The organism is Daejeonella sp., assembly GCF_044232565.1.
In the GTDB taxonomy this organism is placed as follows: Bacteria; Bacteroidota; Bacteroidia; order Sphingobacteriales; family Sphingobacteriaceae; genus Daejeonella.
In genome coordinates this window covers 1-18,516 of the sequence record NZ_JBIILQ010000029.1, presented here as the reverse complement: position 1 = coordinate 18,516, position 18,516 = coordinate 1, and the positions used below count along the sequence as shown (strand labels likewise).

Sequence of the window (18,516 nt, the reverse complement as noted above, 5' to 3'; positions counted from 1 at the left end):
ATTATTTAGATTTCTTACTAATTCAAAATTTGAATTTAAATCGACAATATTCTTCTTCTGTCTGTCGGCAGAAAAAGAAATTCCACTAACTATTTCCCAGTTTTTTTGAATACTATCTGTATTTGCTTCTCTATCAACGTTTAGTACCTGAGCAGTAGCTGAATGATGATCAAAAAGATGAATCATCATAAGTATGCTTAGTATCCATTTATTAATCATTGAATACAAATTGATTAGTAAAATTTGGGAGTATCTGGATAAGGGATAAATGACTCGAATATAATACCCAAACTGTCCTTCGCCATTAAGGTAATTGAAATGATAATAACAGCAGTGATTATTGCAGTTGCGATATTTCCATTTCTTATCTCAGTTAATTCATCCACGTCTTTAGTTAGTAAATTGTATAACCAAATACTTACCAAATTGATGATCATAGCAGTTAATAATCCAATTGAAAGGTACCCTAATAATACTTTTACAAAAGCTAATGCTGTCAATTGTATACTTTGGGAATCTTGAATTCCGATCCTATATGCATTCATCGCTGGTGAAATTGATTCAGACATAATCAATCCAACAGATAAAAGAATTGCACCTGAAAAAATAGCAAATGCGATATTATCCGCCTTTATTTCCATTTTTCTTGAAACTAATACTTTGATGATTTTAAAAGTAAACCATAGTACCAAGACACCAACTAGTATTGCTAGTGTCAATTGAATTAATCCTAAAGAAAAAACTTTAATATTCATGTTAATTGTTTTTAGAGGTTAAGGCAATATGCCAATTATTCATGTTGCTGACTTCTGATGGGAATTGCCCCATTCTAAAGTCTTTAGAGGTTGTTTCCCAAACAAAATACTTTTTTCCATAATAACTTTTATATGAACCAGTACCAGGCTTATTTATTCCTAATACACAATGCCCATATGCTTCGCTAATTAAAATAGCCACATCATATCCAAAATGATCTAATAGTGTAAATAGCAAAACGACTCTTGTGTCACAATCTCCTTTTAAGTTATACCCAAATTCTGCAGGTGCTTGAACACCGAATTTAATTATTGGAAGGCATTCCTTTCCTTCGCTGTGATATGATTGGATAAAATCATCATTGGGTGATTGTCTTACCAGGCTAGCGCAACTTTCATCATGAACAAGTACATATGGAATATATTGAACAAAGCTTACTGCCATATCTGCAAATTGTTCTTTATTGAGATTTCTAGAAGTTCTAACACTATCTAACATGTGAATAATCGATGGGACTAATTTTGTATCGTTTACCCAAAGTCTATTGTATATTTCTTGAAATCCTCTAGGGTTATTTATCGAAATTCGGTTTACTCTTGATTTCTTGAAATTGTTTTTTAGTGATTGAAAATTTCCGGAGTATTTATTTTTATTATAATCATACCACACACGTGAATAATTCATTTTTACTTGATTGCCAATTGTGTCAATCTGTGATTCGTTTTCTTTTTCATCAACTACTACTGGCTCTGTGTTGTCGTCTTTAGGTATGAATCCACCTTGTTTGCTAATGAATGTTAATAAAGCTAGTGAAACGCCAAGTAATAGAAATACACTTAAAATTTGCCAGATTCTTCTGGTATTATAGACACCAGCTGATGAATAACTAAATAATTGTAAAATCCATAAAGCGAGTAAAAACCAAGCGAAATAATTCCATTTTAAAATTAATGAAATCACAAAAAAAGCTAATAAGAAGAAACTTAATGATTTTCGAATAAAACCTCTAGTTGAACTGACCATTGATGGTAGTTGCGAATTCGGGATAGTGTTCCATCCTAAAAGTGGGCCCAATATTTTATTTAGAAAGTATATTAAAACAAATGTTAATAATGATATACTTAATAAGTTAATTCCTAAGAAAGAAGTAATAAGTAATCCAATTGCAAGTATACCTAGTAGCTGAATAGAAGCTTTTTTTATCCTTAAAAATCGCTCATCCCATACGGACTTTCCTTGTCCAAAAATAATCTCTTCTGGTTCTTGAATATTTTCGTTGAAAATCGTTTCCTGATGATTTTGATTAAAAACCTGATTTGTATTTTGATTATTAATTAGTTTTTCTTCTTTAATTATTACTTTTTCAGGTATTTCATAAATATATGTACCATAAATTACTCCCTCAATATGCCCGAAGGATTTACCCTCATTTTTGGTCAAATGCAGTAATTTAACTTCATTTATTACGATATCATGAAGGTCCTCTACAAAAACATTAGTCTTTTCACTGTCTTGCAAATGAATCTTGACGTTATTTTGAATATTGTATTCAAAATATGGGTCATAGGTTAAATACTTTTTTTCATAGGGATCAATTACTACAGCATCTTCAACCTCTAAATCGTAAAATTGAATGTCATAGAAGTTTTTATTGGTAAAATTAGTATTGTCTAATGGTCCAATATACTTCCCTTTAAAAGCACCCTTTATATAGACTTTTTCCTGCTTCATAAATTGTTTATAAAGTTTAGTCTACTGATTGTATTGATATTACTAATTATTGTTTCTTCGAATAAAATCTTGCCTTTGTAGGTTAGTAATACTTTGGGTGTACAGTCACCATAAAGACCATTTGAAGTTGGAATGATATCAATATAATTTTGGCCAGAATTAAATTCAGTCAATTTTATTTCTTTAGGTTGATTTTTAACTAATAGATTTATTAGTATTTCCTTTCCATTGAGTCTTAACTTAATGGCATCTTCATCTTCTTCCTCATAATCATAAACCACCAATCTGAAATCTTTCGAATATCTTATTGGAATCATCTTGTTATTAATTGATATTGAGTCTGGTGTTGAGTTAATTGTTGAATCAGCCTCAGGATTTAAAATTATTGTTTCTGATTCTTGAATAAATCTTGTGTTATCTTCGTTATTTGAATTATTTAGAATTTGAGAATCATCTTTTTCAATATTTGTGACTTTGGCTTGAGTTTTATCATCAAATATTTGTGTGCAAAATTTAGTAAGTAGTGCAAAGTATAGGAAGATTAAAATACCAGGCCAAATACATCCTGATTTCCTCAAACCATTAGTATTTGCAGTTAAGTAACTGTCTGTTCTAGTTAAACAAGAAACTCTTTTGAATAGAAATTGAAATAAAAAAAATAAAAGTAAAAATATGGGGATTCCCCAAAACCAAGAAATGCCGAACAGTGGCATTAAAAGCATGGAGGAGCCTGAAAACAGGGTAGGAAGGCAGCCGGCATTACTTTTTTTATTAAGACTAAATGTATTTGACAAAGCAACATTTCCGTTTGCGTCCTTCGCTTGGATAACGTAATTGCCATTTGGAAGTCCACTAAAAGTTTTGCTGCTTTGATAGTTTTTGCCATCATCTATTGAGAATGAATATGGCCTTGTGCCCCAGCTGGTTTCGGCATATATAGAGCCATTGCTTTCATGGTAATGAGTTGGGTCTGAACCGGTAATGCTCACTGTGAATGCAGGTTCAATTTCCGATTCAATTTTTGTTACGGGCTTAATTTCAGCTCTTTTTTTCTTTTCTACACCAATTTTGAAATAACCCCATCCCTCGATAGTACCATACGTAAAATCATTTTTACCTTTTTTTACAGTTTCGGATATTACAGGGTCTATGAAGAATGATTCAGTGATTTGTTCTCTGATAAAGGATACATTATCAAAAACTATTTCTTTGAAGTATATCGCAGTATCACATGAAAAATTAATACTGTACATATAAGGATGTTGAATCAAAAGACTTTCTTTGTCGAAGTCTTCAATAACAGTTGCCTCCTTAATGTCAACAGAATTATAAATGGAAAGCTCGTAATAACGAACTTTCATAGGATTAGTTTCTAATACTATAGGGTGTTTTATACCTTTGTTTCTTGGGCCTTTATATAGTCCCTTACAATATCCATAAATATAAAAACTGCCTGGCGCTTTCATTGATTATGATTGTCTTAGATAGGTAGATAAACTTCCTTTTCTATACTTAATGCGGCCATCCAATTTAGGTAAAGTATTAAATGGAGGATCTTCGAAATGTTCGTTATGCAAGGGCCAGCTGGATAAATGATATTTAGATAAAAATTTTTTATAATCGGTATCTTTTGTTAAGCCTTCAATCTCAGTGACTAACTGAGTGTGTTTTTTTTCTATTATACTTTTGGTAAAATTTTCTAATTTATCATCCATAGTATATTTTGCAGACCTAAGCATCATTAATCTTAAGAAAAATGGCAAGCAAAAAAAGCCTAATGAAAATATAAATACAATTAAAAAGCTCGGCGAATAATAATGCAGTAAAAATTTGATTCTTTGAATAAAAAAGAGGCTATTTTCTATATTCTTTTTAAATTCTTCTGTTTTTTCTAGCAATTGATAATCATTTCTATTAATCTCCTTTCTGAGGAAAACTATTTCTTCTTGATGATCTTTTTTGAATCCATCAATATCACTTGTCACCCATTTCATATCCTCTATTAAAGATTCATTTTTTGGTGATGAATTTAATAATCCGCTTATTGAATCTTTTTTAATATTTAAAAGACTCAATTCAATTTCTAACTTTTTTAGAAATTGCCTATTTTTATACTGTTTTGTTTTATAAGATTTTTCAAGAAAGTCAACATATTTATTAGTGCTTTCTTCTTTAAAAATTAAAACACCCTTGCTTGCCACATTTTGGTGCAAAACTAAAACAGCTGAGATTGATAAAAATGAAGAAAGAATTACCAAGAATAGTAATCTCAAGGCGATTGAAAAAAAAGCTGTTTTTTTTCCTGATGTATCATCATATGTTTTTAAATCACCAATAAGGTTAACACCTTTTACTGATACCGTTTTTTCTATAACAATAGCTTTCTTATTATTTATAAAGTCAGATTTTCTTATGGTAGATAGCAGTACCAAGTAAAAATTCAGATAAATAATAATAAAGCATAACCCTAGAAGAATTCCTGCAAACCAATTCTCTAAAATTAGATAACCCATGTAAATAGACAATAGGCTTGCTATAAAAACCAAAACTTTTCCAATGGTTTTTATTTGTTCAAGCCTAATAAAGTCTATATCTAATGGATTTAAATTGGCATCAGATTTTAGGTATGAAATAGATAATCTTTCTATTAATGAAGTCACAATTAAAGGTAATTTTCTGGGTTGGCTGATATCTTTTTTGTAGTCTGCTGACCCCAAACATTTAATTGATGTTTATTTACCTCTAATTCCTTAGTAAACTTATCGATCTCCTTTTCTGCATCAAGATATCTTACAATTTCAACCTCTTTACCATTTACGTCTCTATGAGCATTTGAAATTACTAAAATTCCCGCTTTAGCCTTTCTTAACTCCTTATCATATTCACTTAGGTAGTCGTATGGAGTTTTACTCATCATTAATTTAAACAATATAGGGCCCATTTCAATACAAAGAAACATCCCTAGTATAAACCATGGTATCCAACCACCAATTTCATGTGAAATTTTTATTCTTTCTAATAGACCATCCAAGTTTTGAGCTCTTTTTATATTTTCTGCTCTTTTAAGATTTCTTTGGTTATCAATTGTAGATATTTCAAGCTTGTATTTTTCAATTTCTTTTCTGCTTTGAGTATCATTTCTGATGCTATTGGCACTAAGAATGTTTAATTCTAGCTCCATCTTATCCAAATTCTCTTTTTTATCCCTGTAAGCTGGACCTCTTCCTGGTGTGCCTGTGCCAGTTTTTCCTTCTGCTTCAAGTTCTAAAAGTCTTCTCTGCTCTTTTATTTCTAATCTTCGTGTTTCTGTATATCCTTTCTGTGTATCGATATTTTTTTGAAGAGGATCAATTTTAGCCTGCCATGTAGCAATTTGTTTATCTAATAATGAATCAGTTGTTGTATTTAACTTATCTAAATATTTCTCCTGCTTTAGACTTAATTCAGCATCAATTTCTGTTTTTAAAATTCTAGTTTCAAGTGGTGCAGAAATAACAATACCTAAAATTAATGCCATTATTAATCTTGGAATAGAATTGCCGAATTCACTCCAAGATATAGTGTCTTTTCCATCTCCTTTACCAGTAGAGGAAATAATAAAGCGATCTAAGTTGAAAATGATATAGCCCCAAATGGTTCCCATAATAATTGAAATGATAATCCATTCAGTGTTAATAACCATATCCATCGCATCTTGACCTTTTGGTCCGAAAACGGTATAAAAAGCATATGAACTTGATAAAAATGCTAATAATCCAGTTGCAGCAACGATACCACCTAGACAAAAATATTTAACGTGGTCACTCGGTGGACATTTTTCATCAAGCAATCGTTCATCTGCACCTGCACACCACCAAAAAAAGCGAGTTAATTTATTATTGTTAAATTGATAATTATCTGTCTGATTCATTATAGGTTAAGTTATTACGGTTAATACTTTTTATGTATTGTATGTTGAATTGATAATTAGAAAGATTTTGCTTGTTAAATTTTAACAACGCTGTTTTTTCGCTGTTTAATTTTTCAAACAAAGAATCATCGAAGCCTATTTTGTTGCCCAGCTTCGTTTCAATATGAATTTTGGGATTAAAATTAGAAGTTGCCTGTTGATTTAAATCATAAATTGGGAGGCTAGATGTATTTATCAAAGTTTTTTTAAACAGTGTAAAAATGGTTATTTCTCTATTGACATTATTTGGGCTCCAATCCCATATCAATGATTTTTTAGAAACATATATTCTATTTTTGTATAAAGTAAAGAAGGGGCAGTTGGATTGAATAACCAACAAAAAAGATGTTTCACTAGAAGTAAAATAGGCATCAATCAAATTTGGTTGTTTAACATTTTTCCAGATTTTCATTATTATTTATTACAGAAGTTTCTTACGTAGAATTTAAATATATACTTTATAAAATTTATTAAATAATAATATTGCGTTATTTATGTTATTTCACATATAGTAACATTATAAATTAATACAAGAAAAAGAGCAATCCAAAAATTTGTTGGGCTTCTCAGATGAAGAAAGTTAAGAGAATCCCCTAGAGAGTATTGAAATTGTTTGGTTTTACCGATTCTTGACGAAGTGTCTCAAAAAATTTAGTTTCTCAAAAAAAAGCTCAAACAGTACCGATATATAGGTTTTCTGCTATATGTTAGCCTCAAAGAAATTCAAAGAATTTAATTGAGCGTTATGAAAGTGGATATTTATTCAAGAGTCAGCTCTTAATGAAGTCGTCAATAAAATTATAGTCGAGTTAAAAAGCTAATCGAATACTCGAAAAAATGAGGTAATTTCTAAAATATTATAATAGATATCTCATAAAGATTATTTATGAATGTGACCTTTTAAAAAAAATAAGCAATGATTTGTTCCCGGTATTTAGGAATGATCAAATGAAAGCATTTAATATTTGCTCCCCTAAGTAATAAAAAAACCACTGACAATTGATTATCAGTGGTTTAATTATGTAAGTTGCGGAGAGAGAGGGATTCGAACCCTCGGTACCGTTGCCAGTACGACAGTTTAGCAAACTGTTCCTTTCGGCCACTCAGGCATCTCTCCTAAAAATAAATTTCCTCTTTCAAGGACTGCAAATATAGTAAATCAGTCTGCCTAGCAAAAAATATTTTTAAATGATTCTTTAATTTGTTAAAAAAATGAATTAACAGCTTGATAATCTGATATATTCATTCGCATTATAATAAAAAAATTAAACGGTATCGAGCTCATAATCGATTCGAACATGATAAATTCCCAACAACATGGTTTTAAATATGAGTTTAATAGTCTCAATATCCTTCAAAGTTATGTTACTATTTGTTAATTGATTTTGGTCTAGCTTATAATCTATGATTCGTTCTACCAAATCGCTTATGCTAATTGCATCCGGATCTTTTAAACTTCGTGATGCTGCTTCAACTGAATCAGCAAGCATCAAAACCGCAGTTTCCTTTGAAAATGGAATAGGACCGGGGTATCTGAAAATATTCTCATCGACAAACTTTTCAGGGAAATTCTTTAAAAAAGATTGGTAAAAATAATCGACTCGTGTATTTCCATGATGTGTTCGGATAAAATCAATCAACATCTCTGGAATATTATTCTTTCTAGCTATTTCTACGCCTTTATTTACATGCTGAATGATAATTTGCGCACTTTGTTCATAAGATATAGCATCATGCGGATTATTTCCTCTATTCTGATTCTCGATAAAAAAATGAGGATTTACTATTTTTCCAATATCATGGTACAATGCACCTGCCCTTACAAGCAATGTATTACCACCAATTTTGAATATGGCGGCCTCAGCAAGGTTTGCAACCTGTAACGAATGCTGGAAGGTTCCAGGGGCTTTAAACGCTAAATCTCGCAATAGTTTAGAATTGGTATTGGTTAATTCCATCAAAGTAACATCAGAAGTGATTCCGAACATTCGCTCAAATGCATAAATTAAAGGATAGGCGAGTAAGGATAAAAGCACACTAAAGACAAATGGCAAAAAGTTTAACCACTCAATATCACTAAATGAACCATCTCTAATCAAGGAAATACCCAAAAAAGCAATAAAATAATTTAATAGAATAAGCAAAGCTGAAATTAGAAACTGCTCTCTCCTTATCAGATTCTTAATACTATATATGGCGACCATGCCTGCCGATATCTGTAAAAAAGCAAATTCAAAGCTATTCGGGACAAAAAAACCGGCAATTAAAACCACCAATAGGTGAATGTTTAGTGCCAAGCGCGTATCAAATAATATCCTAATTATAATTGGTACTACACAAAAAGGAATATAATAGACACTTGGGATATTAATACGAATTGCCCATGATAAACCAACTAACATCCCAGTAATTACGAGAAGAATCAGCGCAAGTTGCCTATTATCAGCATAAATATCCTTTCTGAATAAAAACAGAAAAATCATGAGCAGCGTAATAATCAAACCTGCCAATAAAAATTGGCCGAACAGGATTAACTTACTGTTTCCACTAACTTTTGAATCTTCTTCATAAGCGGACCGTAGGGATTGTAATTTTTGATAGATAATAGAATTGACTATTGTTCCATTTGCGACAATTAGTTCGCCCTTTTGAACCATGCCACGAGTCAAAGAGAGGCTACTCAAGGCATTTCCTTCTAGCTTTTCAGTTAGATCGGTGTCGAATGAATAATTTGGTCTTAAATGGCTTGAGACTAACTGACTTAACCAATCTTTGTCTTCTATATCTTCATTTTTCCTAATCTTTTCCTTTATAATCTGCTGCGCATTAGAAACATATAATGCATCCGCGGTACTTAGCTGTGAAGAAAGATTGTTTATTAATAAACTAAAATTATAATTTTCACCGTAACGCTGGTATTTTTTTTCAGGAATCATTAATCCCCGTTTGTAAATATCTTTTAAAATAGTACTGCCTGCTAAAAAATAGGTCTCCTTCTTAATTTCAGGAATTCCACTACTTCTCCACTTAGTTTCAAACTCCGAACTATAACTATCTAACTCATTTTCAACTACTTGAGTTTCGTATTGGTAAATTGGAAGTACAGATTTGAGAATATCGTCTTTATCTGTTTCTATTTCTTCGCTTGTTTTTTGAATTGAAAAACTATAAGGTGAGTAGAGGTCCTTCTGCATCCATGTTTTACCCTTCTCATACTCAAATCTGAAGCGTGCCTGCTTAGGCAAAAATAGCGTAACAAAAATTACACAAATTGCCATCATCACGAATTTCAGATTTTTACTGTATTTGCGATAGAGAATTAGATGTAATTGCTTATTAAATTTTGCCAATGTCTTATGTTTGGGTCAAAAATACTAATTTCTATGAGATAGCTATGAATCTATATTAGCCACTGTGTGCCTGATATACAAGTAGATGTAAAAAAAAAATCCTATAATTATAAATTATCTGCATAAAATGTTGTCATTAGTTTGAGTTTTTGTGATGTTTTTATACTTTTGTCGAACAATGCGCCCATAGCTCAGCTGGATAGAGCAACGGTTTTCTAAACCGTAGGTCTTAGGTTCGAATCCTAATGGGCGTACAGATAAAAAGCTTCTTATATTGTTAAGAAGCTTTTTTCGTTTAATACTTCCGCTATCATTCCAATAGTCTTTTTGGTTTTGATTCATCCAGTACTAATGCCGTAAAATATTATCGGATTATCTTTTTTGATTATTATTAAGACAAATTGTGGAATTTCAGTTTGAACCAAGGAATTTTAAATTGTAATAATTTAAAATTCTGTTGGTAAGAGGGTGGGATTAAAACAGTTTTAATATTTCGAAGCTTATTTTTAAAAAAAAATAAATTCGAGCATAAAAAAAAGCCCTAATCTTGCGATAAGGGCTTTCTAATATTTTGGCGGAGAGCTAGGGATTCGAACCCCAGGAACCTTTAACAGTTCAACAGTTTTCAAGACTGCCGCAATCGACCACTCTGCCAGCTCTCCGTTGCAAAAGTACAAACTCAAGCTTAATCTACAAATCAATTCATGTCTTTTTTGAAAAAATAGTACTAACTAGCAGAAAATGAATGAGAAAGAGTTTGAAATATGGATAAATTAGTTCTTTTTATCGGGTTTTTCCTGCACTTGGGGCGACTTAAAACTATTAAATCGAGGTTTTATTATCTTGATACTTCGCTTTGATAAATCAATACTTGCATTCAATTCAAAGCCCACCAATATAATTAAGGAATTAAGATATAGCCAAATCATCAAAACTATTAGTGTTCCTATAGATCCATAAAGTTTATTGTAATTGCCGAAGTTATTAATGTAGTATGAAAATCCCCAAAAAGTTAGTACTGCTAAAATTGTAGCCATCCATGAACCAGCACTAAAAAACTTCCATTTTTTCGCATTTGCTGGTCCGTAGCGATACAATGACGCTATAGTAACGAAATAGATAATAATTAATATCAACCACCTTCCCATATTTAAAAGGTATAACCAGATGGAATCTTGAAAACTTAAGCCTGTTTTTAATAAACCAATAATGTATTCACCAATAGTCATGATAACCAATCCGAAAATTAATGCAAATGAAATTAGTATGGTCAGAAAAACAGCAACAAGTCGCTGCCTTAACCATGATCTTGTTTCTGTTATTAACGACGACTTATTGAAGGCAACCATCAAGGTATGAACGCCATTAGTCGCAAAAATGAGTGCAAATACAAAACCAAATGACAAAAGCTTGGAGTTTTGATTTTCAACGATATCTAATAATGTGGTATTTACTGCTGCATATGCTTCTGCTGGTAAGATCAAGGCAATTAAGTTCATTAATTGATCTTGGAAATTATCTATAGGGATATAGGGGATTAATGTAAAAAGAAAGATTATAGCAGGAAATATGGCTAACATAAAATTATATGAAAGCGAAGAAGCCTTATTAATTAACTCATCCTTTCCTATCTCTTGAAAGAAAAAGGAGGCTACGGTAAAAAGGGGCAGGGGACTAAATCCGGGCAATATCAACACCTTTGTCCACTCAATGAACAAAAAATAAGGTCTGAATTTTAGTAATGCTCGATGCAGCCAATCCATAAAATATTTAATTAAAATATGGTTTCATTTTCTCAAGAAATTCATCTGATGGCAAACAAGGCTTGTTCTTTATTTTATCAACAAAAACCAATGTAGTTTCACCAAGATGAATCAACTCTTCCTTTTCATTAAATAATTCATATCGAAAATGAATTCTTACAGATGGCATTTTCTCAATAATAACCTTAACTGTAATCTCCTCGTCGTACAAGGCTGGCTTAATGTATTTACATTTCAATTCACTTACCGGCATAATTATTCCGGATTCTTCCATTGATTTATATGTCATTCCTAAATTACGTAACATTTCAACTCTGCCAACTTCAAAAAAAGTAGCGTAATTGCCATAGTACATATAACCCATTTGATCGGTATCAGCATATCGAACTCGTATTTTTGTGGTATGGATGTACATTATTTTTTAATATTACGCTTATTTAAAGCTTCTTGAAATTTCTTTGCATTTATTAAATGCTGGGATAGGGTGGAAGCATAATTATGGTATCCGGAAAAATCCTCTTTTGCACACATATAGATATAATCGTGCTTTTCATAATTTAAAACAGCGTCAATTGCATTGATACTTGGCATTGAAATGGGGCCAGGAGGAAGGCCTTGGTTTAAATAGGTATTATAAGGTGAATTAATACGTAAATGCTTATTCAAAACTCTTCTAATAGTAAAATCATTGGCAGCAAAAATTACTGTGGGATCTGCTTCCAATCGCATTCCTTTAATTAATCTGTTCATATATAGTCCCGCAATTTTAGGCATTTCCTTATCATTTAATGCTTCACCGTCAACAATTGAGGCTAGAATACTGACTTCAATGGGACTCATTTTTATTTGTGAAGCCTTTGATTTTCTTTCCTCATTCCAAAATTTAATATATTCCTCATGCATTCGTGAGAAAAACTTTTCTGCATCCGTATTCCAGTATACTTCGTAAGAATTTGGAATAAATAGGGTGTACACATTATCCGTATTGAAGCCAAATTTTTGCACAAATTCTGCTGAATCAAGTAATTTAGAGATGGAACTTGAATCACATTCCAATTTTTTTGAAATCATACCAGCTAGAGTATGTTTAAGTCTTACGTTTTGGAAGGAAATTTTAACTGCTTCTTGATTTCCAGCTTTAAGCATATTAATGAATGCTCTATTACTCATTCCTTTCTTTAATGGATACCTTCCTGGCTTGACTTTACCAGCATACTCCATGTTTTTGGCGGCATCGAAAAATGAAATGGTATCATTTACAATATTATTAGATTTTATTGTCGTGTAAACATCATTAAAATCAGAACCAGTCTTAATATAAAGGTATTCTTGACTTCCACTAATATTGGGTTTAAAATAGTTTAAATAATAATTTATAGCTGTTCCGCCTAAAATTAAAATAAAAATAGCGCCTAGCGCCAAAAGCAATTTTGATTTAAAACTCATTTATTTAATGTTAATATTTTTATAAATTTAATTTTCTTATCGCCAATAAACCACCCACTAAATTTTTAACATTTACAAAGCCCTTATTAATTAGCGCACGTTTGGCAGTCTCGCTCCTCAAGCCCCGCTGACAAATTACTATAATTTCGATATCTTTCTCAAAGTCAAGATCATCAATATCTCTTAATAATGTACCTAATGGTATATTACTTCCTCCCATATTAAAGGTTTGATATTCAATCTCTTCTCTAACATCTATTATGGTAAAAGAGGTAGATTCCGACTGCCTTTTTAAAAATTCAGCGGCTGAAATATCATTCAAATTAATTGCCACGCTTTAAAACAATATCAATTGAAGTGCCGATACTAACCTTATTTAAGGTATCATTTATAGCTGGGAACTGGGTGATAATTATAGAATTAACACTGTCTGTAGCACCTTCAAAAGTCACATTTCCCAAAATTAAGGAAGAGCCTAACAAAGCCATTCTAGCCTCACTTAGGCTTAACCCTAGTAAATTCGGAATATCTACTTCACTAGCACCAAGTCCATCACCAAGAACCAAATTAATTTGAGACCCTTTGGATATTTGCTGTCCTTTTCTGAGGATAATTCCATTAAAAAGGGCTTCTAAAATCACATCTTTTGCAACATCAGATCGGTAAGTAGTATCTCCAACTTTTAATTGATAATTATTTAGAATAGATCGTACTTCAAGAAATGTTTTACCTTCAATATCAGGGAATTTAATATTGGGTGCATCCTTAGTAATAATCAAATAAATGGTACGATTTGATTTAACATTGGTATTGGGATCTGGATCTTGCTCCACAACTACACCTGGTCCCTGATCAATTAAATAGATAGAGTCATTTATTTGATACCTTAAACCTTGTTTTTCTAATAATTCTATCGCTTCTGCTAAGGGTAAACCCTTTAGTTTTGGTACGGGTATCCCTTCACCATGATGGGTATAAAAACCTAGACTGTAAAAAAGTATTATTAAAAATGTAAGAATAGATCCAGTTGCAATAAGGAGGTTTTTACGAAATGTTTTCGTCCCTAGGTAGTTAAAAAATTTACTCATTATATACCAGATTTATTTATTGATGTGTAAAATATTTAATGCAATTAGTTAATGTCTTTTATAACAATTATGTTTCAAAAATAATTCAAATTAACCAATATCGAAGATAAATATTAGCCAGCTTTATTATTGAATTGTTTTAAAATTTATCTTTGAACATATGAAAAAGAAAATTGCATTAGTTACTGGAGGTTTTACTGGCGAATCTGTGGTTTCATTTAAGAGCGCAGATTTTGTTGAATCTCAGTTAGATAGATCAAAATATGATGTTTATAAGATTGTAATTCTTAAAGAATCTTGGTATTTTCTAGATACTAATGCTGCAAAGCATCCAGTCGACAAAAATGATTTCTCTATTCTAATAAATAACAATAAAATTCTTTTTGATGCAGCCTTTATCATGATACATGGCTCTCCGGGTGAAGATGGAAAGCTTCAAGGTTATTTTGATTTAATTGGTCTTCCATATACTAGCTGCGATGCTTTAACATCTTCATTAACAATGAATAAAGGATATTCAAAAGCCATTGTTGACGGAATAAATGGGCTCAATATTGCGCGCTCCATTCAATTATTTGAAAACTCGGATGATGCCGCGAATCAAGTGATCAGTAATTTAATTTTTCCTTTGTTTATAAAACCTAATAATGGCGGTAGTAGTATTGGGATGAGTAAAGTTAAATTATCTTCTGAACTCAAGGAGGCCTTGAAGATTGCTTTCAATGAAGATCAACAAGTATTAGTTGAAGAGTTTGTTGAAGGTAGAGAATTTTCTATTGGTGTGTATAAAAACCATCAAGGGATTCAGGTATTACCCGCAACAGAAGTAATTCCTTCCAATGACTTTTTTGATTTTGAAGCAAAATATACACCTGGTGCAACCGAAGAAATCACTCCAGGTAGAATGAATGAAGAGGAAAAGGGGAGGGTTGAGCGTATTGTCAGGGATATATACCTAAAGTTAAACTGCAAGGGTATGGTGAGAATTGATTATTTCCTTCAAAAGGAGACTTCCAATTTTTATTTTATAGAAATCAATACAATTCCAGGTCAAACAGCGCAAAGCTTCATTCCTCAACAAGTACGTGCAGCGGGATTAAATATTAGTGAATTCTATGGTAATTTAGTAGAAATGGCTTTAGAAAAACAGGTTTAATTTTCTTAAATTGAGTATTTAAGAATCATTTCATCTGTTACTTTTAGGCCTCTGCCAGTTTTTATATCGATCATTACATAATCAAACCAGCCATCGCAGGCAATTTTACCTGTTTTTAGGATTTTTATTTCAAATTTAACACGGCAGCCCTTATCATTTATGGTTTCAATTCCGGTTTGGACTGTAAAACGATCGCCTAAGCCCATAGGACGTTTATAATCTACAAAGGCAGAACGTACCACCCATCCAAACCCCTGACTTATGAATTCTTCCATGGACATCTTATAGTTAAGTTCCATTTGCTCATACCTTGCCGCAAGCACATAATCAAAATAGGTACTATTATGGACATGGTTAAACATGTCGATATCATCAGGTCTTACCTTGAATTCGCTTATAAATTGGCTGAATTTTGTTTCGTTTTCCATTTCAACAAAAATCGATCTAATTAATGAGATTAGAAAATGGAATCGGTTATTAGAAGATTTAGCATAGGTTTATTTTAGTATTCTTTTTTCTTCGGAATTTCTACCTTAAAACTATTTTTCCCAAGATTACACTTGGTGCTTCTACCAACCAACGTCCCATATCATATATACTCCATATAATCAATGACCATGAGGTTCTATTATTATGATAGTGTTATTTATGGTAAAAACACCGACTATCAGAAAATACGAAATCTTAGTATCTTATATATTTATCCATCCCCATCATTATTGGGGTTAAGTAAATATAATTTTCCGACTTGTTGTTTTCTTCGTTCTTATTTATGTACAACATTGATTGAACTGCCTTGCTCACACTTCTTCCAAAAACACTTTTATTATAGAATAACATTAAATTTTCTCTGGTGTAATAATCATCCCTTTGAGAACCTACCAGATCTAAAAAAACCGGTATGATGAAAATACCTTCTTCGCGATTCTTGAGGAATAGCTTATAATTAATGGTTGTCAAGAATTTGTATCCTGGAAATAGTTTATATGCTAAAGTATCACTAGGTATTATAGAGATTGGTGTAATTTTGCCTTCTGTATTTTTCTTGACATGAATCTTAAATGAAAAACCGATTATCATGGTAGAATCTTCTGTATTTTCCCAAGATATATCATTATAAAAGAAATCATAAATCTTCTTTTTTTCACTTCCAATATCACTTTCCTGATGTTGTGCTCTGACACATTCTAGAGTAGTAAGAAGTAGTAGTATGAACATTAACTGATATCTTAAATATTTCATTTTGTTGTTGTTAACTAGAAAATATAATTTTTTCTAAATGTGAATGAAGCAATACAATATAATTATACAATGATTTAATTAGAGTTTTAGAGAGTTTAATGTCCGACTCTTTTGTCCATCCAGATAATAACTGGGTTCAAATAAGTATAATTTTCAGTGCTATATTTTGCATTCTCATTATTAAAATGAAACATTGACAATGGCACTTTAAAATAAACTTTAGCAAAACCAATATTACTTAAGAAACTAATTAATTTTTCTCTATCATAGTATTCCAAAGGTTGAGAACCTACCAATTCAATTAAAACAGGAATTATAAAATCAACCTCCTTTCTGCCTTTCAAGAATGGCTTATAATCAATTTTTTTTAATGCTTCATATTTTGGAAAAAGCTTATATGCGATAGAATCACTAGCGGTAATGGAAATAGCACGGTTTATTCCTTTTACTTTTTCCTCAACTCTGATCTTATATGAAAACCCAATTATCATTGTTGAGTCTTCGGTTCTTTTCCAGGGAAGATCCTTCAGAAAGAAATCCTGTATTTTCTTATTTTCCCTCTCTCTTTTTCTATCTAATACCTGAGTGTAAGATATTTCATGAATTGAGAAAATTAACAGGAATGCTAACAAATATTTTAAATAGTACATTTTGATTTATTTTAATAGTAAATACCAATCTCATTTTGGGATGAATCACGCATAAACTTTATACCCACTTTAATGACTCAAAGGATTGAATGCTTTTGAATCTATTCCAAATTAAAGATTAATACATCGTACGTTTTGATATTCCTAACATCTTTGGCTCTAAATAAATATAATTTTCTGTATTGTTTTTTTTGCCTGGCTGATCAATGAAAAAAATGGATTTAATAGCTTTGCTCATGCTTCTACCCAATATAGTTTTAGTGTAATAATCCATTATGACTTTATTTGTATAATATTCATCTTGCTGAGTGCCAATCATATCAATAATAACCGGGATAATAAAAATCCCTTCTTCTTTATCCTTTAAGAATACCCCATAATTTATAGTTGTTAAATATTTATAGTCAGGAAAAATTTTATAGGCAGAAGTATCACTGGCTACAATGGTTACAGGCATTATTTGCCCTTCTGTATTTCTATTTACACTGATCTTAAAAGAGAATCCAATCAGCATATTAGAATCGGGTGTAGTTTTGAAAAGTTTATTTTCTACGAAAAACTGATCAATTTTCTTTCTCTCCTCGTTAATTAAACTTTCTTGTGCATAAGAAAATTCATATATGGCAAAAAGCAGAAGGAATGTTACGAAATATTTAAAATTTTTCATTTTATGTAGATTTACTCACAAACAAGGATTCCGGATTTTCCGGATATAAAATTCCGATAAGTATCCTGAATTTCGGCTTTTGTGAGATTCCCTTGGGAATAATTAAAAATATCATTGTTTATATAACTATTAGAATCCGATAAACCGCTCCATGCAAGGCCAATTGCATCTCTTTCAGATATTCCATATAGTTGAATTAAATAATTTGCCATTGGATTAATATAATTTAAAGCTATGGTTTCATGCTCAATACTTGCCAAGCGATCCCCTTGGCCTGAATATCTAAGAAAAGCATGAATTACTTCATGAATGATAACTGCTGTTACATTTTCCCTAGTAGTTTCTTTTAAATGAAGCCTACTCAGGGTAATTGGGTAACTTCCATTAATTACCGAAATAGGGCCGATCATAGCAGGTTTATTATTAGATGTTAATTCGACATCAGTAAAAGTTACTGTCACCTTTGTATCTCCATTCAATTTAGATATTATTTCTGAAATCTCTCCTGATACATTACTCTTAATTAAGCTCTCAACTAATGGCCTAAGGCAAGGATCGGTCACTTTATTTATGATATCAAGGGGATCCTCATCCAAATCGCATCTATCAATTCCCGTAGCACCTCCAATACATGTTTGGCATTCTTTGCTAAATATAGCTATTCCACCCACTATTCCTGCACAGTCAATTTTATCAGAATATTGGTAAGGATCTACGC

The 18,516-nt window shown here is 31.4% G+C and carries 19 protein-coding genes and 3 tRNA genes; 2 read left to right on the top strand and 20 right to left on the bottom strand.

Going from position 1 to position 18,516, the window contains the following annotated elements; genetic code table 11:
• The 9 genes from ACILQF_RS03135 to ACILQF_RS03095 form a co-directional block, all read right to left on the bottom strand.
• A partial coding sequence (locus ACILQF_RS03135; RefSeq protein ID WP_395625959.1) for a hypothetical protein occupies positions 1-189 on the bottom strand: 189 nt, incomplete at its 3' end.
• Between the two features lie 44 nt (positions 190-233).
• Positions 234-755, bottom strand: a complete 522-nt coding sequence (locus ACILQF_RS03130) for a DUF350 domain-containing protein (RefSeq protein WP_395625958.1) — start codon at positions 753-755, stop codon at positions 234-236.
• A gap of 1 nt (position 756) precedes the next feature.
• A complete protein-coding gene (locus ACILQF_RS03125; RefSeq protein ID WP_395625957.1) occupies positions 757-2,487 on the bottom strand; it encodes a hypothetical protein in 1,731 nt (576 codons plus the stop codon).
• The gene (locus ACILQF_RS03120) at positions 2,484-3,953 is read right to left on the bottom strand and encodes a hypothetical protein (protein ID WP_395625956.1); all 1,470 of its coding nucleotides are present in this window, start codon (positions 3,951-3,953) and stop codon (positions 2,484-2,486) included. The genes ACILQF_RS03125 and ACILQF_RS03120 overlap by 4 nt, the downstream gene beginning before the upstream one ends.
• A 3-nt stretch (positions 3,954-3,956) precedes the next feature.
• Positions 3,957-5,204: a hypothetical protein gene (locus ACILQF_RS03115; RefSeq protein WP_395625955.1), complete on the bottom strand. Its 1,248-nt coding sequence runs from the start codon at positions 5,202-5,204 to the stop codon at positions 3,957-3,959.
• A complete protein-coding gene (locus ACILQF_RS03110; RefSeq protein ID WP_395625954.1) occupies positions 5,150-6,397 on the bottom strand; it encodes a DUF4407 domain-containing protein in 1,248 nt (415 codons plus the stop codon). The genes ACILQF_RS03115 and ACILQF_RS03110 overlap by 55 nt, the downstream gene beginning before the upstream one ends.
• Entirely contained in the window at positions 6,381-6,848 is a 468-nt protein-coding gene (locus ACILQF_RS03105) for a hypothetical protein (protein WP_395625953.1), read from the bottom strand. The genes ACILQF_RS03110 and ACILQF_RS03105 overlap by 17 nt, the downstream gene beginning before the upstream one ends.
• 618 nt (positions 6,849-7,466) lie before the next feature.
• Positions 7,467-7,553: transfer RNA gene (locus ACILQF_RS03100), tRNA-Ser, on the bottom strand.
• 148 nt (positions 7,554-7,701) lie between these two features.
• The gene (locus ACILQF_RS03095) at positions 7,702-9,714 is read right to left on the bottom strand and encodes an HD family phosphohydrolase (RefSeq protein WP_395625960.1); all 2,013 of its coding nucleotides are present in this window, start codon (positions 9,712-9,714) and stop codon (positions 7,702-7,704) included.
• Positions 9,715-9,966: 252 nt separating this feature from the next.
• On the opposite strand from ACILQF_RS03095, the gene ACILQF_RS03090 reads away from it, so the two are divergent.
• Positions 9,967-10,040 (top strand) — tRNA-Arg (locus tag ACILQF_RS03090).
• Between the two features lie 318 nt (positions 10,041-10,358).
• Here the strand turns inward: ACILQF_RS03090 and ACILQF_RS03085 are convergent.
• The 6 genes from ACILQF_RS03085 to ACILQF_RS03060 all read right to left on the bottom strand — a co-directional run bounded on the left by ACILQF_RS03085 (position 10,359) and on the right by ACILQF_RS03060 (position 14,083).
• A tRNA-Ser gene (locus ACILQF_RS03085) sits at positions 10,359-10,448 on the bottom strand.
• 111 nt (positions 10,449-10,559) lie between these two features.
• Positions 10,560-11,549 carry a YihY/virulence factor BrkB family protein gene (locus tag ACILQF_RS03080; protein WP_395625952.1) on the bottom strand — a complete coding sequence of 330 codons (990 nt, stop codon included), beginning with the start codon at positions 11,547-11,549 and terminating at the stop codon, positions 10,560-10,562.
• Positions 11,550-11,556: 7 nt separating this feature from the next.
• Positions 11,557-11,964 carry an acyl-CoA thioesterase gene (locus ACILQF_RS03075; protein WP_395625951.1) on the bottom strand — a complete coding sequence of 136 codons (408 nt, stop codon included), beginning with the start codon at positions 11,962-11,964 and terminating at the stop codon, positions 11,557-11,559.
• A complete protein-coding gene (mltG, locus tag ACILQF_RS03070; protein ID WP_395625950.1) occupies positions 11,964-12,995 on the bottom strand; it encodes an endolytic transglycosylase MltG in 1,032 nt (343 codons plus the stop codon). The genes ACILQF_RS03075 and mltG overlap by 1 nt, the downstream gene beginning before the upstream one ends.
• Positions 12,996-13,014: 19 nt before the next feature.
• Positions 13,015-13,317, bottom strand: coding sequence for a rhodanese-like domain-containing protein (locus tag ACILQF_RS03065; protein WP_395625949.1), 303 nt, complete (start codon positions 13,315-13,317; stop codon positions 13,015-13,017).
• 1 nt (position 13,318) lies between these two features.
• Positions 13,319-14,083 carry a PASTA domain-containing protein gene (locus ACILQF_RS03060; RefSeq protein WP_395625948.1) on the bottom strand — a complete coding sequence of 255 codons (765 nt, stop codon included), beginning with the start codon at positions 14,081-14,083 and terminating at the stop codon, positions 13,319-13,321.
• A gap of 160 nt (positions 14,084-14,243) precedes the next feature.
• Here ACILQF_RS03060 and ACILQF_RS03055 point away from each other — a divergent pair, with 160 nt between their 5' ends.
• Complete coding sequence (locus tag ACILQF_RS03055) at positions 14,244-15,239, top strand: D-alanine--D-alanine ligase (RefSeq protein ID WP_395625947.1); 996 nt, start codon at positions 14,244-14,246, stop codon at positions 15,237-15,239.
• A 5-nt stretch (positions 15,240-15,244) separates the two neighbouring features.
• On the opposite strand, the gene ACILQF_RS03050 is transcribed toward ACILQF_RS03055, so the two are convergent.
• The 5 genes from ACILQF_RS03050 to ACILQF_RS03030 all read right to left on the bottom strand — a co-directional run.
• Positions 15,245-15,667 carry an acyl-CoA thioesterase gene (locus ACILQF_RS03050; RefSeq protein ID WP_395625946.1) on the bottom strand — a complete coding sequence of 141 codons (423 nt, stop codon included), beginning with the start codon at positions 15,665-15,667 and terminating at the stop codon, positions 15,245-15,247.
• A gap of 256 nt (positions 15,668-15,923) precedes the next feature.
• A complete protein-coding gene (locus ACILQF_RS03045) occupies positions 15,924-16,481 on the bottom strand; it encodes a hypothetical protein (protein ID WP_395625945.1) in 558 nt (185 codons plus the stop codon).
• 95 nt (positions 16,482-16,576) lie between these two features.
• On the bottom strand, positions 16,577-17,131 hold the full coding sequence (locus ACILQF_RS03040) for a hypothetical protein (protein ID WP_395625944.1): 555 nt from the start codon (positions 17,129-17,131) through the stop codon (positions 16,577-16,579).
• Between the two features lie 118 nt (positions 17,132-17,249).
• Entirely contained in the window at positions 17,250-17,798 is a 549-nt protein-coding gene (locus ACILQF_RS03035; RefSeq protein WP_395625943.1) for a hypothetical protein, read from the bottom strand.
• Between the two features lie 11 nt (positions 17,799-17,809).
• Positions 17,810-18,516: hypothetical protein (locus ACILQF_RS03030; RefSeq protein ID WP_395625942.1), on the bottom strand; the 707-nt coding region annotated here is incomplete at its 5' end.